Genomic DNA, 19,079 nt, shown 5'->3' with positions numbered 1-19,079 from the left:
CCGGGAAAGACAATTTCCCGGGGGCTTTTGATCATCTTCCAAAGGCTGCAACGGAGGAAAGCCGGACTCCCCCTGCGCCCTTGATTTCAGCAGCCCTTTCCGGTCACGCTGCAGGCCGGTGCGGAGGCTTCGACCGCGAAAGGCTTGAAGCCCTTTCCCTTCAGGTAGCCTTCCCAGTCGGTGAAAATCGTGCCGTCCTCGTCCACGCAGGCGGGTAGCCCGATGTCGTGGATTTTTTTCAGCCGGTCGAAGACCGGGTTCGAGTCGCGGTAGATCAGGAACTGCTTCAGGTTCTTCAGGCTTCCCGTGACATCGAGATACTCATAGGCAATGCCGAAGCGGTCGAAATTCGCCTTGCAGGCCCTGCAGTCCGGGCACATCGGGCTTCCGTAAACTTTAAGCATCAGCTGTTTTTCCTTTTGACTTGAGAGGGGTGGAAGCGGCGGGGGAAAGGCCGCCGTTTTCGTTAGTTTAGCTGCTTTTCTCACCGCCCCCGAGCCTGGTGCTATAACCTTTTCCCATCCTGATTTTTTATTGTGGAGGAGCTCCATGGAGTTCGTTCTGAAGGACAAGGTCTTCCCGGAGATCGCCGCCTGGGCCGACGAGCTCGCAGCGATCCGGCACGAGATCCACGAGAACCCCGAGCTTGGGTTTGAAACGCCGAAGACCGCGGAGCGGATCGCGGGGCTGCTGCGCGGCTGGGGCGCGGACGAGATCGATCAAAAGACCGTGAGGAACGGCGTGATCGCCGTGGTGAACGGCAGCCGCCCGGGGCCCGCGCTCGCCCTTCGGGCCGACATCGACGCGCTGCCGATTGACGACCTCTCGGGCCGCCCCTGGGCGAGCCGGATCAAGGGGCGCTGCCACGCCTGCGGGCACGACGGGCACCAGACGTGGCTTCTCGGGGCGCTGCGGCACCTCGCCGCGGACCGCAGCTTTGCGGGCCGCGTGATCGGCATTTTCCAGCCCTGCGAGGAGCCGACCGGAGGGGCGAAGGCGGTGGTCGACTCGGGCGCCTTCCAGAAATACGGCATCCGGGAGATCTACGGCGCGCACGACGAGCCGATGCTGCCCAAGGGAGTCTTCGGCTTCCGGGCGGGGCCTCTTCAGGCCTCCTCGGACAACTTCTGGATCAAAATCCACGGCCGGGGCACCCACGGCGGGCGCCCGCACCTCGGGATCGACCCGATTGCGGCCGGCGTCCAGCTCTACGGGGCGCTCCTGAGCATCGTCTCGCGCCGGGTCGACCCGATCGAGCCCGCGGTGGTCTCGGTCTGCTCGTTGAACGCCGGCCGCTACGAGGCGCAGAACGTGGTGCCGCCGCTGCTCACCATGAGCGGCACGGTGCGCACGTACTCCGAAGAGGTCCGCTCGCAGATCGAGCGCGAGGTGCAGCTCATGACCGAGGAGACTGCCCGCGCGAACGGCTGCAGCTCCGAAATCCGCTACGAGCGGAAGACCCCCGCCGTGATCAACGACCGCGACCGGACGCTCGAGGCGGCCGGGATCGCGCAGAAGCTCTTCGGAGGGGAGCACGTCGTGCCCGACATGAAGCCCTTCATGAGCTCGGAGGACTTCGCCGAGTACCAGCGGGTGGTTCCCGGCGTCATGATCCGGATCGGCATCCGCGACGAGGACCACACCGCGGGCGTGCACAGCCCCGTCTTCGACTTCAACGACGAGGTGCTCCCCGCCGCGGCGACGCTGCTGTCGAAAATCGCAAGGGTCAGGCTCGAAGAGCTTGCCGCAGCCGATGCCTGAGCGCAGGACAGCGCTGCGCACGCTCGAGGGCGTCTTTCTCGCCGCCTTCTCCGGGATCTGCTTCGGCTCGATGGGCGTGGCCGCGCAGGTACTTTTCACGCGCTTTGGCTTCAGGCCGCAGGACCTCGTGTCGATCCGGCTGATCGGGGCGGGCGCCCTCATGCTCGCCCTCGAGGCGCTCTTCTCGCGGCGCGGGCTTTTGAGGCCACTTTTCTCCGACCTTCGCAACCTCCGCGACATCGCGGTCCTCGGCGCGGGCTTCGTCCTCATCCAGCTCACTTTTTTCCTCTCCATTGACGCGGCCAACGCCGGCACGGCCTCGCTCATGGTGGGCTTCGTGCCGCTTTTCGTGATTCTCTGGCTCGCGGCGCGCGAGAGAAGGCTCCTGCGGGGCCGCGAAGTCCTGTGCCTCGCGCTCGCGATGGCCGGGGTGGCACTGCTCGTCTCCAAGGGCCGGCTCTCCAGCCTCGACTTCTCCGTCTCCGGAGTCGCCTGGGGCATCGTCTCGGCCGGGTTCGGGGCGTTCTGCACGCTGCAGCCCGGCTCGGTCATCCGCCGCACGGGCGTGCGCTTCGCGGTGGGCTGGGCGATGGCCCTGGGAGGTGCGGCCGACCTGCTCTTTACCTCGCCTTTCGCAGGCGGCGCCCGCTGGACCTGGGAGTCGGCCGGCCTCTACGCCTTCATCGTGATCTTCGGCACGGTGCTCGCCTTCGGCTGCTACCTGAAGAGCACCTCCTATGTGCCCGCCTCGGTGACGAGCCTGCTCTCCTCCTTCGAGCCCCTCACCGCGGTGATCCTCACCGTGACGCTGCTCGGGGTGCCCTTTTCCGCCCCGGAGGCGGCGGGAGCGGCCATGGTGATCGCGAACATGGTGATCCTCGCGCTGCCGCGGAAGGGACCGGGCGGCCCGGGCTGAGGGAAAGCCCTTCAGCCTGGGCCGGCAAAAAAGCCCTCCCGGTCCGCTGCCGCCGCCCGGAAAGGGGCGTGAGGCAGGCAGGGAGGGCTGCGCCCGCAAGGGAAAAGGAGGCAGGAGACAGCGCCGCCCTTTTCCCGCGCGCCAAACCGCCTTTAAAGCGACGTGAACAGGCCCAGCATCCTCCAGTAGGGCACGCCGATCAGCGCGAAGATCACGTAGGAGAGCAGCGTCACGAAAAGGCCGGTCGCCCACCACTTCTTCAGAGGCACATAGCCCGCGCCGAAGAGCACGGGGCCGGCCGCGTTCGCGTAGTGGGTCACGAGGGCCCCCATCACGCCGCAGGTGAGGAACACGAGGAACATGTCCCACTTCGGCAGCCCCGCGGCCAGTCCGATCGTGTACTGCACGGGGATCACCGAGGCCATGTAGGCGCCGCAGGAGACAAAGAGGTAGCGGCAGCCGGTGCCGGCGAAGACCAGCAGGATCAGAAGCGCCACGTGGTTGAAGGAGGAGAAGTCGACGAGCGTCTGCAGCCAGTCGGCCATCCAGTTGAAGAACTTGAACTTGTTCAGGGCGCCGGCCATGCCGAGGATGCCGCCGTACCAGGCGAGCGTCGACCAGATCTGGCCGTTCACCGCGATGTCCTTCCACTTGAGGATCCCGGTGAGAAGGCAAAGCGAGATGAAGCCGAGGACGACGGCCGTGCTGTTGATCCCGGTGTAGGAGGAGGTCGCCCAGAGCGCGATCGCGGCGAGGAAGAGAACGCAGAGCACCTTCTCGTTCCTGTTCATCGGCCCGATCGACTCCAGCCCCTCGCGGGCGATCCTCTTGTTGTCGATCTTCGTGATCGTGGGCTTGTAGATCTTGTAGATCAGCCAGGGCGCGAGCAGCAACACGATGCCCGCGGGCACGATGAAGCAGGTCGTCCACTGCAGCCAGCTCACCTGCATGCCGAGAATCTGCTCGGTCATCGACCAGGCAACGGTGTTGGCGGCGTAGCCCGTGAGGAAGGTGATGCCGGTGCACATCGTCACGATGTAGAGCAGCTGCGAGAGGTAGGCTCCGATCGCGTTGGGGTTGTGCTCGGGGGTGGAGCCCAGGGCCTCGGCGACCGACCGGAAGATCGGGAAGATGATGCCGCCCGTGCGCGCCGCGTTGGACGGCGTCACAGGCGCGATCACGAAGTCAGAGAAGGCCGCGGCGTAGCCGAGCCCGAGGGACGTGCGCCCGAAAATCCCGATCAGGTGGTAGGCGATGCGCTTGCCGAGCTGCGTGTCGCGAAAGGCCTGCGCGATCACAAAGGCGCCCACGACGAGCCAGGTCATGTTGAGGGCGAAGCCTGAAAGGGCCACCTGCTGGCCCTTCATGCAGACCGCGTAGAGGCCGAGGAAGATCATGAGGATCGCAGCCTCGGTGAGCGGATGCAGCATGATGCCCAGAATCGTGGCCACGTAGAAGGGGAAGAGTCCCCAGGCCTTGGGATTCATGCCTGAGGGCGGATCGGTGAGAAGCAGCAGCAGCGGCAGGAAGCACACTGCGAGCTTGATGAGCTGTTTTTTTGTCATAAGTCTCTCTCCTAGGGGACGAGCAGGGCCGCCATCCGGCCCCCGCCGCGCGGGCCGCTCCCGAACCGGGAGCGAGAGAGAGCGGCGCATCCCTGTCATGTGTCGGTATTCCTGTATTCCGGAATACCGGCTACATCATGTCACAGCCCGGACCCGGCGGTCAATACTTTCCGCCGAACCCCGGCCCCGGCCTCCGGGATGATGCGAGGAACAAAAAAAATCCCTCTTTATAATGACCTCTGCCACCGATCCCACCTCAAGGAGAACAGATGATGCAGAGAAGAATCCTGCTTGCCCTTCCCGCGGCGCTTGCCGCTTCCGCGCTCCTGTCCGGCTGCGGGCTTTCCGGCGTCCGGGTCGAAGAGCTGCCGCGCCGGGAGACCAAGGCGGGCGCAAAGCGCATCCGCCAGGCGATTCTCGACACGGCGGGACGGCTGGGCTACAGCGTCGAAGCCGACCGCCGGGGCGCGGTGACCGTCGTCTACAAGAAGCTCGACCGCGACAGAAAGCCCATGCAGGCCCGCTACCGGATCGACTACGGCGAGCACTGGTACCAGATCCACTTCCTGAACAGCAGGGGCCTGAGCGAAGCCCGGGACGAGGGTGGAAACCGCACTGCGCACCGGAAGGTGCAGCAGTGGCAGTCGCAGTTCGACCGCCACCTGATGAAAGAGCTCGGGGCGAAGTAAGCCCGCCTTTCCAAGCCGGAAAAGAGAAAAGGCGGAGCGGCCCTTTCAGCGCCGCCAGAACGTGCGCCAGGCGAAAAAGAGGGTGTAGAGCACCCCCACCGTCTGGGCCATAGGCCTGCTCGCGCCCGCCCAGAGAAAGCCCCGGTACAGCGCGTAGCCCATGGCGGCGTAAAAGAGAAAGACGAGAACAACGGCCCAGTTGATCTTCATGCGCTCCATTTTATGAAAGGCCGCGCCCTTTCGCCCGCTTTTTTCCCTGAAATCACAGGGCTCCGATAAAAGGGCATACCTCAGAAGAAGACATCCATCCTAACTGTTTCTTCTGCACTTTCACCCGGCATCAACTAAGGCAAGAGCCATAATCAGGGCAGCCACGGCCGCTATCAGCTTTCCTGCAAAAAGCGCGGAGATTCCGGCCGGGTATACAGCCGATACGAATCCCAGCTGATCCCCCAAAAGGCAAAGAGCGGGGCCAGAAAATGCCGAGCATATCACCCTGCCCCGCCGGGTCATTTGATCGAACAAAGTATACGTCGGCAGTGGATTGGCGAGAGCGACAATCATTCCCAAAGCTGCAGAGTCATCAATCTTTAAAAACGAAGCGAATGCATGGAGCAGTCCCGCAAAGTGCCTTTGGATAAACAGTACGAAGGGATAGGCTCCCGCCAGCATCACACTGATTTCCCCAATGAGCTCAAACTGCCGGCCCATAGGGGCCATCCCAGGAATCAGCACAAAACCAAAATAATTTTCAAGTGCAGCAACAGCCAGCAGCAGAATGAAGGCGCCGACCAAAAAACGGGAAACAAGAAGGCAGACCTGAGCCGTTTTTTCCGCAAAAAAAGCAAGGGCTCCGGCTACGGTAGCCGCAAAAATGAAGGCGGGCATGCCTAGTTTCAGAAGAGAGCTCATGGCATAGCCTTCCGCCAGACCGACCCCAAAAAGACTGAGGGGAGCGGCGATAATGCCGATGACCAGTCCCTTGGAAACATCCAAACGACTCTCCGAACCGCACATGGAAAGAGAGAGAGGCATCGCATAGGTCAGAATGCAACCGAACGTTCCTCCTAAACCAATCCCGGACAGAACCGCCGCCTCACTGCTGTGAGCCATGGACTGGGCTAGTGGCAAACCGCCCATATCTACTCCCAGCACCATCCCCGCAAATAGTGCCGGATCCGATCCTACGGACTCGAACAGCCTACCGAAAAATGGGCCGATACACGCTCCCAGGGCCGGAGCAGCACACATAATGCCGACCATGACCATAGCAAGCGGTCCCATCGTGTTTAACCCCCGCTCAAACTCCCTGCCATAGCCGAACCGATTGTCAAAGAGGGCTTTGTCCACCGCTCCGACAGTCATAAAAAAGGCCATGATCCCAATGACCACGGTGCTCATTTCACAGGCTCAGATAAAAAAGGAAAATACGCTTCCCGGCAATTCTTCCTTTATTTTCCTTGAAAGGACAGAGAAGGAATTCTGCTTTCTGGAAGCTGAAAAAGCTTAAAAAAGTGCCAGAACCGCCCCGGACAGTTCTGGCATAGAGGTGTACCACAATCTTACCGGCGATGTCAGCGATGACTCTGCCGCATCAACCCGAATGTGGGAGAAGTCTTTGCAATGCTACAGCTCAGGCTTTCTCCACCCTCATCGGGATACCGCTGCGGCAGTTGCCGCCGGCCCAAACATCGCACAAGAGCGAAGCCGGACCGGGCCGGGTAGGATCCTGAGGAATCAAACGATTAACGGCAATTCCGCTGCCGCGCCGAGCGTCTGCCCGAATCGTCTGCCCATCAATCAGGCAGTCCCTAGCGCCATACCCTGTATGCCCAAAGCAATGGGAAACGCAAACCGCCCCTGCCGCCACGCCTTGAACACACTTTAAAACTCCCTCGGCAGAAAGCCCGTTCGGGCTCACCAAGCGAGCCTTGTCACCGTCTTTAAGCCCCAGCCAGGCAGCCGTTGTCTTATTTATAAATATGAAGTTCCGGGGACTGACCCGAAGATCATGTTCGAAAGCGGCAGAATAAGGGGATCTCAGGATGGGCTTGTAGGAACTGAAGCGCAGCGGAAAACGCTGGCTGCTCCAGATTTTCGACCATGGGTCGCCATTAAAAAAACGAGGCTCGTCCAGCACTGGCACTCCTGGGTACTTCTTTCCGCTGTAGCAGTTATGCAGCGCTGCCATGGCAGGGTTGAACAGCTGCAGGAATTTGCCGCCTCCGTTTTTCATAAACTGGCCGTCATAGCGCTCTTCATGAGCGTAATAGCCTCCTCGTGAGAACAAAGCCTCAATTTGCGAGGCTTCGCCCTTTGTCACTCGCGCTGTCACGTCCCTCATAGCGTGAACGAGTCCGGCATATTTACGATCCTCGTCTGTTACCTGTGGCAGCCCTTTGCACTGGGCTGCCACATTGGCAATGTAGCGCACACTCCAGTCCTCCGGATCCAGCAGATCGACCGGAGAACCGTCTTTAACCGGTATCGAGGAACGACCGAATCCGGGCAGCCCCAGTTTTACAGCACAGTCTATGAGGAAGCGCTCCATGCCGACTCTGCGGCCCTGGGCGTCCTTCACCGTCCGGGACTCGGACACAGGAGCACCGGCCACAACGCACTGGTCAAAGCTCCCCCAGGTGCGGTCGCAGGCGTAATCCTCGTACATCACATGATCCGGGATAATGTAATCCGCATAGACATTGGTCTCGTTGATGTAGGCATCTATCGACACAAAAAGCGGCAGGGTCCGGGGATCAGCCAAAGCACGGACAGCCTGCCTGCTAAAAGAAGCAGCTGCGTAAACAGGGTTGCTCCTCCAAGTCAGCAGCGCTTTAGCCGGATAAGGAGATTTGTTGGCAAGAGCCGTAAGCATCTCCGCGGCATTCGAGGCCCCATACCCTGGATTCATGTTGTGATAGAGATGTCCTGCCGGATAAGGCTTAAGGCCCTTCGCCGCCTTCTGCTTGAATTCTGTAGATTCTTCATAGGGCATGTTGAGGCACACCGTGCTTTGCCCGTCCAGCTTTGGCGCCCCGGAGACTGTATTCAGATCGTATCTTCCCTCAAACCCCATCTGGGCGCCGTTTCCATAAATGGCGCCGCCCCGCGCGTCATGCGAGCCGATCAGCGTGTTGAGGATACAGATCAGCCAGCCCACCATGGGGGCGTCAGCCGTATAGTTGCCTGTGTTCGAAACCACGGCGGCCTTGCGGCCATGGTGAGTGAAGTTTTCCGCCACAGCGGTAATCTTCTCTGCCGGTATCCCGCACAGACGACTGTAGTCTGCAAGCGAATGCTTTTGAGCCTCGCGCTTCAGAAGAGCAAAGCTTGTGGCAAGGCGAACGGATTTGCCAGACAGAGCCTTCAGGGTCACCTGAGCGTCAAGATCGCCGAGAATCGCTTTCTCAGAGGAAACCGCCCGTCCCCCAACCAGAACGATCCCTTCGCCTTTCTTTCCTAGCCCAAACTCCGCCGCGTCCGCCATCGAGCCGCTTTCCACATTGACGAGCCAGGCGGCGTTGCTCCAGTTGACCTCTTTCGCTTTTGCGGCTGCGGATTTAGACGGAACCCTCAAAAAGTCAGCGTTGTACCATTTCCGGTCGATGATGACTCGAACGAGGGCATACAGAAACGCGCAGTCCCCGCCCGGAATGATGGGCAGCCACGAAGCCCCGGTTTCGGCAGCGGCAGGATTCCTCAAAATAGGGTCGACACAGACATATTCAGCTTTTCTCGCCGTCCGCGCGTCTGCCGCCCCAAATCCCAGCCGGTTCAGGCTCGCTCCGGAACTGCCGGGCGCCGTGCCAATGAATATTCCGTATTCAAAATCGTTCCAGTCGATGTCGCACATGCCCGCCTCAATGGACGGACCGAGCCCCAGAGAATAACCGATCCCCACGGAAGATCCGCAATAAGCATGCTTGGAGACGAGGTTGACGCTTCCGAAGCCTTTGGTCACGAACCGGCTGAAAAGCCCGCCGCGGATCGTGTCCTCCTCGTTAAAAGTGGCCAATAGCTGATTGGCCTTGGAGCCGAACTCCGGGCTGCCCGGTTTGACGGGAGTCTTCAGGTCGCGGATCGACCGTAGCCCCTCCACGCGCCCCTCGCCGAACAAATCCCCTCCTTCAAGGATTTCTCTGAGGGCCTGTTCATAGGGAATCGAACGCCATTTGTTTTCTCCGCGCTTTCCTGCGCGCTTAAGAACCTTGACGATTCGATAGGGATCAGAAAGAACATCGGGACCGCTCGCGCCTTTCCCGCAGGTGGTTGCTCGATGGGAAAGACCGGAATCGCCTGTCAGCATCTCATAGGCCTTGCGCACCGGGGTAGAAAGCGGCAGAGGCCTGCCGCCCGTTACAACCTCGCAGTAAGGGTTGCCGGCTACGCGTGTTAGACGCCCTTCCCTTTCGTCATACCTGTAGCGGATGCCACACATGTTGTTGCAGGTAAAGCATTTGGTAAAACCCAGGCGAATTCCGGGTCTTAATTCAACTGTGCCCCCGGTTTTCTTCATTTCAGGTTCGGAGGCAAGACCGTATCTGATTTTCTTCTCTTGCATGGCTTCTCCTTACCGCTGCCAGTCATTGCTGTCGAGCTTCAGCAGAACTTCGTCCTTGACCGAGTCAGGCAGTCCGATATAGAAAATGTTGGGCTTGGTTCCGTGTTGAGTAAGAAGCGCGTATGTCTTGCTGCTGCTGATCACTTTATAGATTTCGCTATTTGGATCATTGAGGTCGCCAAAGATGCGGGCATGCCCGATGCAGCTTTCGACGCAGGCAGGGAGCAACCCTGCCTGAAGCCTGTGAATGCAGAAGTTGCACTTCTCAGGAGGAGTCTTGTGCGAGCTGTCGGGCTGCCTGGCTCCATAAGGGCACGCAGGAACACAGTTCATGCAGTGGATGCAGCGGTCATAGTCAATCACTACCAGGCCGTCCTCGCTGCGCTTGTAGGTCGCCTTGGTCGGACAAACCTGCACACAGGGCGGATTGCTGCAGTGATTGCACTGGCGCGGCATAGAGATCACAGCCTCGCCGCCGGTCGGGCCGCGGAGTTCGACCTGTCCTACGGTCGTTCTTCTCCGTGCATCTCCGATCCGATTTTCCATGGAGCAGTTCACCGTACAGGAAAGGCAGCCGGTGCAGCGTCTGACGTCAAAAACCATCCCGTAACGTTTGCCTTTTGTTTTCGCCAAAATTTCCGCGCTTGGAACAAACGTCAGAGTCATGCCGCCGGCCATCATTTTCAACAAAGTTCTTCGATCAATCATGGCTGCTTGCTTTTCAGTGCCGGCAGAGCGGGGCGCAGCTGCGCCTCGCCCTGTCGAGAGTTAAAGATCTCGGAGAAATCCCAAGTTAGTTTCCCTTGGCGACTTTCTCATACCAAAGGCTGTGGTTCTGGATCGCCCAGTTCTCATCGCACTTTCCGGAGAGCATGTTCTCGATTCCTCCCTCGCTCATGACCGCGCCCATGTAAATGTGCACGACAGAGAAGGCGCTCAGAACAATGGCACTCACAATGTGAATAATGAGAGCGAGAAGAGCTGAGTTTTTAGAGACACCGCCGAAAGCTGCCGGATAGAGCATCATCAGACCGGTCACGATCAGGCACAGGCCGAATACGACAAACGTCCAGAAAAAAGCCTTTTCGCCGGCGTTGGCAAAGCCGGCAGCAGGATGTTCGGCCTTTGTTTTCCCCAGATTGATGTAGCCGCCCAGCTTCGCAAACCAGGCCGCGTCGCCCTTTTCCGGCATCTGGCGCTTCATCCATTTCACCATCATGATCACGGCGCCGATCAGGAACGGGAAGGCAAAGAAGTTATGCAGCTGAACGGATCCGCTCACAAGGGTAAAGAAATGGGACGGGGACATCGCCGGCTCAAGCCAGAAGCGCCCCGCGCCAATGACCAGACCCGTCAGGATAAGCACGACTCCGGGAATGCCGGTCAGCCAGTGAAGGAAGACGTCCAGCTTGGACCACCTGGGGATCAGCTTGCCAGAGAAACCTTGGTCGAGCTTGGCGCGTCCGTTGATCATCACGAATACGGCAAACAAGACTGCGACCAGCACTACGGCCGCGAAGATGAAATTCGCAATCGTGGTGCTTGCCTGCAGGAAGCCGAGATAGCCCGAGCTCACCGCATCCGGGTTGTACGTCATGGTCAGGCTGGGGTCCGAGGGATATCCCAGCAGCTGAGGCACATCGGCATTGACCGCATGCTCCTGGACCTCAGACCAAAATTCCGGCATATGCTCAACGGTTTCCTGTGCCGCCTTGTCCGCAGCCCATGCGGCCGAACCTGCGGCACCAAGTCCAAAGGCCGTCAAATATTTAATGATTTGCATAGCAGTTCCTTGAATTGGCTGAAGGTACGGCAATGGTTTTTTCCATGCCCGTCATGTCTTGCGAAAGACTGACGCCTTCAAAAAGTGAACTCAGTTTTCGATCGAGAACCCGCGCCCACTCCTTCCAGACCTCTTCCTGCGCATCTTGGGCGAAGGCCAGCAGAAAATCATGAGCCCAGTGTCCAAGATGTTCCGCCCAGAAGCGGTCCGCCGCCTCGGCAAGGGCTTCACAGACCTCCGCATGCCCGGCTTTCTCATGAGCCTGCAGCAACGATGCGAGGTAATACAGAAATTCCAGCTCGTTGCCGAAAAAATCGGCCATTTCATTGAAGCGGGGATCCAGTGCAAGGCCGACTTCCGCATAAGAGTGGAGAACGGCCGCCGAGTAGCGATTGTTAAGGATGCGGGTGTGAGTGCGCCAGACGCTTTCATAGGGAGGGACAGTCAGCTTCCCCGGACCGATGCACATGCGGTTGAAATCCACCTCAGCCGCCTCGGCGCTGCCGGCAAACTTTCCGGCAACCCGGGCCAGGGCTTCTTCGCCATGGTTCTGCGCCCAGCTGGAAAGCCTTTGAAAAGTTTCCTTTTTTCCGGCGTTCTGGCAGCCTTCCTTAAACGCAAGGAAAAAGTCGCGAGCGCCAGCCCATCCCTCTCTTGTGACCATCTTTATCTGCGCCTCCTGATGATGACCATGTTGGGCCTGTTGGGGCCGTCGCGATAGCCAATGCCCTGCCGGGAGGCATCCGGAGTCTGGTTGAGGACCTGAGCCGTATTGCCCACTTTCAGGCACTTAATCGGGCATCCGTCGACGCAGGCCGGGTTCAGGCCGGCATCAAGCAGTTCGATGCACATATTGCATTTGGCCGCTTTGCCGTCTTTTTTGCTGATCACGATGGCATCGTAGGGGCAGGCGCTCCTGCAAAGTCCGCAACCCGTACACTTGCTTCGATCCAGCACAACAATGCCGTCGTCGCGCTTCAGGAATGCGCCGGCCGGGCAGACAGCCATGCAGCTCGGGTTCGAGCAGTGCATGCAGGCATGAGACAGCCACACGTCGCGGATCCTGCCTCTGGAGTCCTTCACCTCATAGAGATCAACCTTGCGGAAGCGGACGTCTTCCGGCAGCTCGTTGTGGATCTGGCAGGCGATCGTGCAGCCACCGCAACCCACGCAGTTTTCCTGACGGAAAATGAAGCCTTTCTGAAGTTTGTTTTCTGCCATTTGAGTTCGCCTCCTTTAAGCCTTTGCCACCGCAACGCGGGTCGAGTGATATGCAGAGCCGCCGCCCAAGTCCGAGAGCTTGCCTGTCGTGAGGCTGTTGGTGTTCGTGTTGTGACCGAAGGGATTGGTGGAGCGCCAGTTGCACTTGGTTGTCCTCACCACGCCCGGGCGCACGCGAGTGGTCAGGCGCGCGATGAAGTATGCGGTTCCACGCTGGTTGGAAAGCTTCACGCGGTCTCCTGCCGCAATGCCCAGCTTCTTGGCATCCGCCGGGTTGATTTCGCACTCGTAGGCATTGAAGGCGCGGATGTACTTCACGTTGTAGAAGGACGAATTGACACGCTGGGGGATGCCGGGCGAGAGCATGCGGAAGGGGAGCTTCTTTTCTTCCGGAGGCATTTCGCTTTCCGGCAATCCAAGATCGACCACCGGATCAAATCCCGCCTTCTTCATGGATTCTGAATAGAGTTCAATCTTTCCGGAAGGCGTCCCGCACTTCTGGCCATGGCGGACAGGCACGCTTTCTGGCAGCGGCAGCTTAATGAACTTTTCCTTCTGCAGCCGTTCAACCGTCACGCCCTTGTACCACGGGGCGGCATCCGTCAGGAAGTCGCGCATGATGTCAAAGGCCGTCTCATCGAAAGCAGGATCCGTGTAGCCCATCCGATGGGCCCATTCCTCAAAGAAAGTGAGATTCGGCTTCGATTCGCCCAGCGGTTCGATGACTTTCTCACAGATCTGGACGAACCAACACTGATAGTCGCCGATGATGTCGTCTGTCTCGAACTGGGTGGAGGCCGGCAGCAGCAGGTCGCAGTACTGCATGGAGTCGGTCATGATCATGTCGAAGCCGACCACGAAGAGATCATCGCGCTTCAGGTTGCGGATCACCTGATTCACGTTCGGGGAGACGGCGACGGGATTGCCGTTGTAGATGACGAGCTCATGGATCGGCTTGATCTTGCGCCCCTCAGTGGTCGGGTTTTCTCCCAGAAGGGCAGTATCCAAATCCGTCATGTTGACGTGCTGCTGCTCGCCCTTGCGCAGGAAGTTACCCCTGCCTTTGTCCAGGTTCATACCCGTGATCGGTCGGACATTGTCATAGATGATGCCGGCGTTGGGCTTGTCGAACATCCCGTGCATCGCCTGCATGATGCCAATCGCCCGAGTCATGCGCGCGCCGTTGAAGTTGCGCTGCATGCCGTAGCCGCCGCGGATGATCACTTTTTTCGCATTGCAGTAGACCTTGGCCCATTCCTCGATCTCTTCACGCTTAAGATCCGTTGTCTTGACAATTTCGTCCCAGGAAATGGAATTGATGCGGGCCACGGCTTTGTCGGCGCCAATGCAGCACTTCTCCATGAACTCCTTGTCTTCGAGCCCGTGCTCCAGCATGTACTTCATTACCCCAACCGCCACATACGCGTCGGTCGAGGGACGGGGCTGCAGATAGACATCGGCCTGGGAGCAGATCGGAGTACGGTTGGGGTTGACGGCCAGAACTTTCGCGCCGTTGTCACGTGCCATGTTGATGTATTTGATGCCATGGACGTTGGAAACGGTTTCGTTGAAGCCCCAGGACACATAGCAGTCGCACCCCGGAATGGTTTCGGGATCCGGGCCGTCGGTCGTGCCCTGTACGCTGCCGTAGCCCGCGACGCCGCCTTCCGTACAGACCAAACGGTCCAGCACCGAGGAACCCAGACGGTTAAAGAACCGGTCTCCTGCGGCTCTCATGCCGATCGCACCGTAGTTGCCGGAGTAGGAATACGGCAGTACGGCTTCAGAACCGTATTTTTCTACGACTTCATTGGTTTTCTTGACGAGGATATCCCATGCCTCGTCCCAGGTGATGCGCTTCCACTTTCCGGAACCCTTTTCCCCTACCCGCACCATCGGGTGCAGGATCCGGTCGGGTGCATAGGTGTATTCCACGTACGTCTGGCCCTTCACGCAGGGGCACGTTCCGGTTTTGAACTGCTCCTCGGCGCCGCTCACAAAGGTCATGCGTCCGTCCTGGACGCGGAACTTCATGAGACAGCGGTCAGCGCAGTTTCTCAGGCAGCTGTGGTACTTCACCGTCCCGCTGCGCTTATCAAGCAGCACCGGATTGGCGCCAACGGAATGCATTGCGCTCGCGGAGCCAATCATGAGGCCGGACAGGCCGCCTACTGCAACAGTAGCCCCCGCACCTTTCAATAAATCACGACGAGAAACTCTCATAGTTTGTCTCCTATTTATTTGTTTTTATTATTAAAATGAAGTCAATCTTGCTCTGAAACCCGATTCTGAAATTGTCCGATCCTGTTCACCTCCGCATTTTTTCTGCCGCCTGCCAGGCCTGTCCCAGCCCTCCGACAAGCTTGTCCTTCACAAAACGGAAAGCCTGAGACTGATTGGCGTTTCCATAAACCACGTAATTTCCGATCGGCCTCACCTGATTGCGCATCGCCTTGATGCGCCCCTGGATGGCTGCAGGCAGCCTGACATAGCTCAGGTTTTTCACAGAATCCGCGAAATTGAGCGTGAACTGGTTGCAGACCACCGTGACGGAATCCGTCTCAGCCAGTGTCTGGAATGCAGCCGACACACTTTCGGTGTATTCGTCGATCCCCATCTGGCCCCCGTACTGTCTGCAGACCTCCACGAGGAGAGGGCAGGCCAGATCGTCGTAGTTGTCTATTTCGAGGACCCGATAGCGCGCCAGGTCCTCCACAGTCAAATCCGTCCGCCCTTCAAGAGGGTGCCCTTTCCTAAAGAGAAGGTAGATGTCGTGGGTGTGCGCAAAGCATTCGTAATTGAGCCGCTTGTCATCGAAACCTTCATAGACAACGGCAAAATCAACTTTTCCGCTGGCGATGTCGGATCCGCAGTCGTAGTTCAGGATGCGCACGTTGAAATGCATGTGCGGTGCTACCGGAAGGATTTCCTCGCGGATGACCTTTTGAACTGCGAAGCAGAATTCGTCGTAAAGCAGTATTTCAAAGTAGCTTTCGGACTGATCCGGCTGAAATCCCGCAAACTCTTTGTCGAGTTTCCGATACTGTTCGGTCAGGTGGCTGATGAAGGGAGCGATTTCCGTAGCCTTGGCCGTAACCTCGAAGCCTTTGTTAGTCCTTACGAACAGCTGGTCGGAAAAAATTTCGCGCAGACAGGCGATCGTCCGGGTGATGGCCGAGTTCGTCATCTTCAGTTCTTCTGCCACCCTGCTCGCGCTGCGTGATTTGTACAGAGCCAGAAAAACTCTTAAGTGTCGATATGTGAGCGATTCCAGATTCATGATCTTTTCCTTGAATTGCATTTTGCAGAGCGCCTGATTTTTTTAGTTTGACATTTATCAAATCTAAAATTTTTATCATTTTACAAAAAACTATTTTTCACAATTCGAAAATAATTATTAATAATTGATTTTATTGTAATTTTATCGATATTCATATTTAGAATAACGGTTAAATTGATTTAAATTTAATCTTTTAAATATTTTTGATTTTTAATTTAAAAATTCTGTTTATTTGTATTTTCAATGTTTTAATATAAATATATGTTTTATATAAATATTTATTTAAATTGCTTTCAATAAAATTCCATCGAAATTCACATCATCATCCCATTTTCTGAGTAATTCGACCTAATACTTTTTGCTGATAAAAAGGCATTTCCGAACTCTGAAAATTAAAAATTCCACCTCCGCCCTGCCATCAATCTGAAAAACCGAGGGCCTCTGCAACTTGGGAAACCACCCCAAGGCTGGTCATTGAATCGTCACAAAACTGTCGTCTTTCCGTCACAGCGCCTCCGTAGGATTGGACAAGTTCCAACCGACACACAAAAGGCAGACAGAAAAGACATGCTTAAGACAGTGATCTCTCTCGGCGTTCTCTCGGCGCTTTCCGCCGGCGTCATGGCCCAGGGCCTCATGGACCGCCCGGCCACTGGCAGCGACCTCACGCAGCCCGGGGCGGCGGCCCGCATTCACGGCGACCAGAGCGCCGCGATCAAGGCACTCATCAGCTCAAAGCGCCCGAAGAACGTGATTCTGATGATCGGCGACGGCATGGGCTACGCCGAGATCACGGGCGCCCGCAACTACGCGCTCGGCGCGGGCGGCTTCTTCAAGGGGCTGGACGCCCTGCCCTTCACCGGCTCCTACACTCACTACTCGCTCAACAAGGACTCCGGCACGCCCAACTACGTGACCGACTCGGCCGCCTCGGGCACCGCCTGGTCGACCGGAGTGAAGACCTACAACGGCGCGATCGGCGTCGACATCAAGGGCAATCCCCGCAGGACGCTCATTGAAATGACGAAGGCCGCGGGGATGGCCACGGGCAACGTGACCACCTCGGAAATCCAGGACGCGACGCCCGCCGTCCTCGTCTCGCACGTGACCGCGCGCAAGTGCTACGGCCCGGAGCGCACCTCCAAGCAGTGCCCGAAGAACGCCCTTGAAAACGGGGGCCTCGGCTCCATCACCGAGCAGCTGCTCAACACCCGTCCCGACGTGACGCTGGGCGGCGGTGCAAAGAGCTTTGCTGAAAAGGCGAAGGCCGGCAAGTGGGAAGGCAAGACCCTGATGGAGCAGGCCCGCGAGCGCGGCTTCCAGGTGGTCCGAACCGCCGACGAGCTCGCGGCCGTGAAGCGCGCAAACCAGAAGGCCCCGCTGCTCGGGCTCTTCGCCGAAGGCAATATGCCGGTGCGCTGGCAGGGCCCGAGGGCGGTTGAGAAGGGCTACGCCAAAGACGTTCCTGTCGTGACCTGCCAAAACAATGCGAAGCGGACCAGTGACATTCCGACCCTGGCCGCGATGACCCGCAAGGCGATCGATCTGCTCAAAGGCAGCCCCAAGGGCTTCTTCCTGCAGGTTGAGGGCGCCTCGATCGACAAGCAGGATCACGCCGCCAACCCCTGCGGTCAGTTCGGCGAGACGGTCGATCTTGACGAAGCCGTGCAGGTCGCGCTCGAATTCGCAAAGAAAAAGGGCGACACGCTTGTGATCGTCACGGCCGACCACGCGCACTCGAGCCAGATCCTGCCGCTTGACACCACGAGCCCGGGCCTCACGCAGAAGCTGCGCACAGCCGACGGCAGCGTCATGGTGATCGGCTACGGCACGGCCGTTCCGGAAGACGACAAGGTGGACATGACGCACACGGGCACCCAGGTGCGCGTAGCGGCCTACGGCCCCCAGGCCGCGAACGTCACCGGCCTCATCGACCAGACCGACGTGCACTACATCATCCGCCGCGCCCTGCGCCTGAAGTAAGCCGGACGAGCATTGAACGGCCCGCTGCCTCCCTTTTCTTCCTGCTCCCCGAAGGGGGCGCTTTTTCCCCAGCGCCCCTCCTGCGCCTTTCGGCGGAAGGACCCGCAGTTTTTTCAGTGCGCGGCCGCCCGTTTTTCCATCTCAAGCAGCCAGGCCTTCGCCTTCACCCCTGCCGCGTAGCCCGTGAGGCTGCCGTTCGAACCCACCACCCGGTGGCAGGGCACGACGATCAGAAGGGGGTTGCGCCTGCAGGCCATGCCGACCGCCCGCGCCGAGGCAGGGCAGCCAATTTTCTGGGCGAGCTCCCGGTAGGTCATGGTCTGACCGTAGGGGATTTCCGAGAGGGCCTTCCAGACTTTCTTCATGAAGGGCGTCCCCTCGGCCGCCACGGGCACCTGAAAGGCTCGCAACTCTCCTTTGAAATAAGAAAGAAGCTCGTTTTTGAGCTCTGAGAGCTCGGGCCCCGGATCCTCGCCGCCTTTCTCCCCCGCGGCGGCGAGCCGCACCCCGGTGACGCGGCCTGCCATGGAGCTGAGCCTCAGCCGCCCGAGGGGCGAATCAAGCAGCAGGACCTGTTCCTCGCGCCCGCACTCCTTCAGGTATTCCCGCGGCGTGAGGCCGCCCATCCGGCGAAAAAACGCGTAGAAGCCCGAGACGCTCTCAAAGTGGAGCAGCGCGCTCGCGTTGAGAATCGAGACGCCCCCGGCGAGGCTCTTTTTCGCCTCCTCGAAGCGCAGGGCCTCCAGCGTTTTTTTGGGCGACTCGCCCCAGGCCCGGCAGTACGCCTCCGAGAGCCGCTCCCGGCTCACCCCGAGCCCGTCGAGCGCCTCGCGCGCCGAGGCGGGGTTGCGGAAGCGCTCCAAAAGTACCTCCCGCGCCCGCCCGGCGAGCTCCCGGCCGGGATCCCCGCCCATGGAGTCCGGGCGGCACCGTCTGCAGGCGCGGAACCCCGCCCGCTCGGCCTCGGCGGGGGTGTTAAAAAACAGGACGTTCTCCCGTTTCGGCTTTTTCGAAGCGCAGGATGGCCGGCAGTAGATCCCCGTGCTTTTCACCCCGTAGACGAAAAGCCCGTCCTTCGTCCTGTCCATCGCAAGAACCGCCTGCCATTTGGCCTCATCGTTCATCATCCATTTCCCCGTTTGTTCCGGCTGAGATCAAACTTAGCACCGGACGGCGTGAAAATCTTCGCAGAAATCTGTTTCAAATTCTTCAATAAACCAATGCTGAAATAAAATCTATAAAATTATGTATAACTATTTTTATAAAATTTAAAAACATTGGATAACCTTATTTTCCGGACCCTGTCTTCTTGACGCTTTT

The 19,079-nt window shown here is 58.8% G+C and carries 16 protein-coding genes; 4 read left to right on the top strand and 12 right to left on the bottom strand.

The genetic code is table 11. The features are described 5' to 3' along the window. Positions 1–86: 86 nt before the first annotated feature. Positions 87–404 (bottom strand): glutaredoxin domain-containing protein, encoded by a 318-nt coding sequence (locus tag MUN46_RS10635; protein ID WP_237978279.1) that lies wholly within the window; start codon positions 402–404, stop codon positions 87–89. A gap of 145 nt (positions 405–549) precedes the next feature. Between MUN46_RS10635 and MUN46_RS10630 the strand changes: the two genes are divergently transcribed. Both MUN46_RS10630 and MUN46_RS10625 read left to right on the top strand, forming a co-directional pair. Beyond that, positions 550–1,761 carry a M20 metallopeptidase family protein gene (locus MUN46_RS10630; protein WP_243375913.1) on the top strand — a complete coding sequence of 404 codons (1,212 nt, stop codon included), beginning with the start codon at positions 550–552 and terminating at the stop codon, positions 1,759–1,761. Continuing rightward, the gene (locus MUN46_RS10625) at positions 1,754–2,677 is read left to right on the top strand and encodes an EamA family transporter (RefSeq protein ID WP_237978281.1); all 924 of its coding nucleotides are present in this window, start codon (positions 1,754–1,756) and stop codon (positions 2,675–2,677) included. Before MUN46_RS10630 ends, MUN46_RS10625 begins: the two co-directional genes overlap by 8 nt. 152 nt (positions 2,678–2,829) lie before the next feature. Here MUN46_RS10625 and MUN46_RS10620 read toward each other — a convergent pair whose 3' ends face one another. Then, positions 2,830–4,242 carry a DASS family sodium-coupled anion symporter gene (locus MUN46_RS10620; RefSeq protein WP_243375912.1) on the bottom strand — a complete coding sequence of 471 codons (1,413 nt, stop codon included), beginning with the start codon at positions 4,240–4,242 and terminating at the stop codon, positions 2,830–2,832. A 269-nt stretch (positions 4,243–4,511) separates the two neighbouring features. Here MUN46_RS10620 and MUN46_RS10615 point away from each other — a divergent pair, with 269 nt between their 5' ends. Further along, positions 4,512–4,931, top strand: a complete 420-nt coding sequence (locus tag MUN46_RS10615) for a hypothetical protein (protein ID WP_237978283.1) — start codon at positions 4,512–4,514, stop codon at positions 4,929–4,931. 45 nt (positions 4,932–4,976) lie between these two features. On the opposite strand, the gene MUN46_RS10610 is transcribed toward MUN46_RS10615, so the two are convergent. The 9 genes from MUN46_RS10610 to MUN46_RS10570 form a co-directional block, all read right to left on the bottom strand. After that, positions 4,977–5,141 carry a hypothetical protein gene (locus MUN46_RS10610; RefSeq protein WP_285230633.1) on the bottom strand — a complete coding sequence of 55 codons (165 nt, stop codon included), beginning with the start codon at positions 5,139–5,141 and terminating at the stop codon, positions 4,977–4,979. 120 nt (positions 5,142–5,261) lie between these two features. Beyond that, the gene (eutH, locus tag MUN46_RS10605) at positions 5,262–6,332 is read right to left on the bottom strand and encodes an ethanolamine utilization protein EutH (RefSeq protein WP_237978285.1); all 1,071 of its coding nucleotides are present in this window, start codon (positions 6,330–6,332) and stop codon (positions 5,262–5,264) included. A gap of 232 nt (positions 6,333–6,564) precedes the next feature. Beyond that, the gene (locus MUN46_RS10600) at positions 6,565–9,492 is read right to left on the bottom strand and encodes a molybdopterin dinucleotide binding domain-containing protein (protein ID WP_243375910.1); all 2,928 of its coding nucleotides are present in this window, start codon (positions 9,490–9,492) and stop codon (positions 6,565–6,567) included. Positions 9,493–9,501: 9 nt separating this feature from the next. Then, the gene (locus tag MUN46_RS10595) at positions 9,502–10,038 is read right to left on the bottom strand and encodes a 4Fe-4S dicluster domain-containing protein (protein ID WP_340309689.1); all 537 of its coding nucleotides are present in this window, start codon (positions 10,036–10,038) and stop codon (positions 9,502–9,504) included. 247 nt (positions 10,039–10,285) lie between these two features. Next, positions 10,286–11,275: a formate dehydrogenase subunit gamma gene (locus MUN46_RS10590; protein WP_118076067.1), complete on the bottom strand. Its 990-nt coding sequence runs from the start codon at positions 11,273–11,275 to the stop codon at positions 10,286–10,288. After that, complete coding sequence (locus tag MUN46_RS10585; protein ID WP_237978289.1) at positions 11,262–11,939, bottom strand: TorD/DmsD family molecular chaperone; 678 nt, start codon at positions 11,937–11,939, stop codon at positions 11,262–11,264. The genes MUN46_RS10590 and MUN46_RS10585 overlap by 14 nt, the downstream gene beginning before the upstream one ends. 2 nt (positions 11,940–11,941) lie before the next feature. Next, on the bottom strand, positions 11,942–12,496 hold the full coding sequence (locus tag MUN46_RS10580) for a 4Fe-4S dicluster domain-containing protein (protein ID WP_118076063.1): 555 nt from the start codon (positions 12,494–12,496) through the stop codon (positions 11,942–11,944). Between the two features lie 15 nt (positions 12,497–12,511). Next, on the bottom strand, positions 12,512–14,719 hold the full coding sequence (locus MUN46_RS10575) for a molybdopterin-dependent oxidoreductase (protein WP_237978290.1): 2,208 nt from the start codon (positions 14,717–14,719) through the stop codon (positions 12,512–12,514). An 85-nt stretch (positions 14,720–14,804) separates the two neighbouring features. Continuing rightward, positions 14,805–15,776, bottom strand: coding sequence for a LysR family transcriptional regulator (locus MUN46_RS10570; RefSeq protein ID WP_243375908.1), 972 nt, complete (start codon positions 15,774–15,776; stop codon positions 14,805–14,807). A gap of 567 nt (positions 15,777–16,343) precedes the next feature. Between MUN46_RS10570 and phoA the strand changes: the two genes are divergently transcribed. Beyond that, complete coding sequence (gene phoA / locus MUN46_RS10565) at positions 16,344–17,759, top strand: alkaline phosphatase (RefSeq protein ID WP_243375907.1); 1,416 nt, start codon at positions 16,344–16,346, stop codon at positions 17,757–17,759. A 113-nt stretch (positions 17,760–17,872) separates the two neighbouring features. Here the strand turns inward: phoA and MUN46_RS10560 are convergent, their stop codons facing one another. Further along, on the bottom strand, positions 17,873–18,886 hold the full coding sequence (locus MUN46_RS10560; protein WP_243375906.1) for a bifunctional transcriptional activator/DNA repair enzyme AdaA: 1,014 nt from the start codon (positions 18,884–18,886) through the stop codon (positions 17,873–17,875). Between the last annotated feature and the right edge of the window lie 193 nt (positions 18,887–19,079).

The sequence above is a fragment of the Mesosutterella faecium genome (assembly GCF_022809315.2).
Lineage (GTDB): Bacteria > Pseudomonadota > Gammaproteobacteria > Burkholderiales > Burkholderiaceae_F > Mesosutterella > Mesosutterella faecium.
Note: the sequence above shows the minus strand (reverse complement) of the source record. Positions and strands in the feature narration are given on the sequence as shown.

Coding starts and splice junctions, on each gene's coding strand:
- MUN46_RS10635 (WP_237978279.1), bottom strand. CDS start 404: ATGCTTAAAGTTTACGGAAGCCCGATGTGCCCGGACTGCAGGGCCTGC.
- MUN46_RS10630 (WP_243375913.1), top strand. CDS start 550: ATGGAGTTCGTTCTGAAGGACAAGGTCTTCCCGGAGATCGCCGCCTGG.
- MUN46_RS10625 (WP_237978281.1), top strand. CDS start 1,754: ATGCCTGAGCGCAGGACAGCGCTGCGCACGCTCGAGGGCGTCTTTCTC.
- MUN46_RS10620 (WP_243375912.1), bottom strand. CDS start 4,242: ATGACAAAAAAACAGCTCATCAAGCTCGCAGTGTGCTTCCTGCCGCTG.
- MUN46_RS10615 (WP_237978283.1), top strand. CDS start 4,512: ATGATGCAGAGAAGAATCCTGCTTGCCCTTCCCGCGGCGCTTGCCGCT.
- MUN46_RS10610 (WP_285230633.1), bottom strand. CDS start 5,141: ATGAAGATCAACTGGGCCGTTGTTCTCGTCTTTCTCTTTTACGCCGCC.
- eutH (WP_237978285.1), bottom strand. CDS start 6,332: ATGAGCACCGTGGTCATTGGGATCATGGCCTTTTTTATGACTGTCGGA.
- MUN46_RS10600 (WP_243375910.1), bottom strand. CDS start 9,492: ATGCAAGAGAAGAAAATCAGATACGGTCTTGCCTCCGAACCTGAAATG.
- MUN46_RS10595 (WP_340309689.1), bottom strand. CDS start 10,038: ATGGAAAATCGGATCGGAGATGCACGGAGAAGAACGACCGTAGGACAG.
- MUN46_RS10590 (WP_118076067.1), bottom strand. CDS start 11,275: ATGCAAATCATTAAATATTTGACGGCCTTTGGACTTGGTGCCGCAGGT.
- MUN46_RS10585 (WP_237978289.1), bottom strand. CDS start 11,939: ATGGTCACAAGAGAGGGATGGGCTGGCGCTCGCGACTTTTTCCTTGCG.
- MUN46_RS10580 (WP_118076063.1), bottom strand. CDS start 12,496: ATGGCAGAAAACAAACTTCAGAAAGGCTTCATTTTCCGTCAGGAAAAC.
- MUN46_RS10575 (WP_237978290.1), bottom strand. CDS start 14,719: ATGAGAGTTTCTCGTCGTGATTTATTGAAAGGTGCGGGGGCTACTGTT.
- MUN46_RS10570 (WP_243375908.1), bottom strand. CDS start 15,776: ATGAATCTGGAATCGCTCACATATCGACACTTAAGAGTTTTTCTGGCT.
- phoA (WP_243375907.1), top strand. CDS start 16,344: ATGCTTAAGACAGTGATCTCTCTCGGCGTTCTCTCGGCGCTTTCCGCC.
- MUN46_RS10560 (WP_243375906.1), bottom strand. CDS start 18,886: ATGATGAACGATGAGGCCAAATGGCAGGCGGTTCTTGCGATGGACAGG.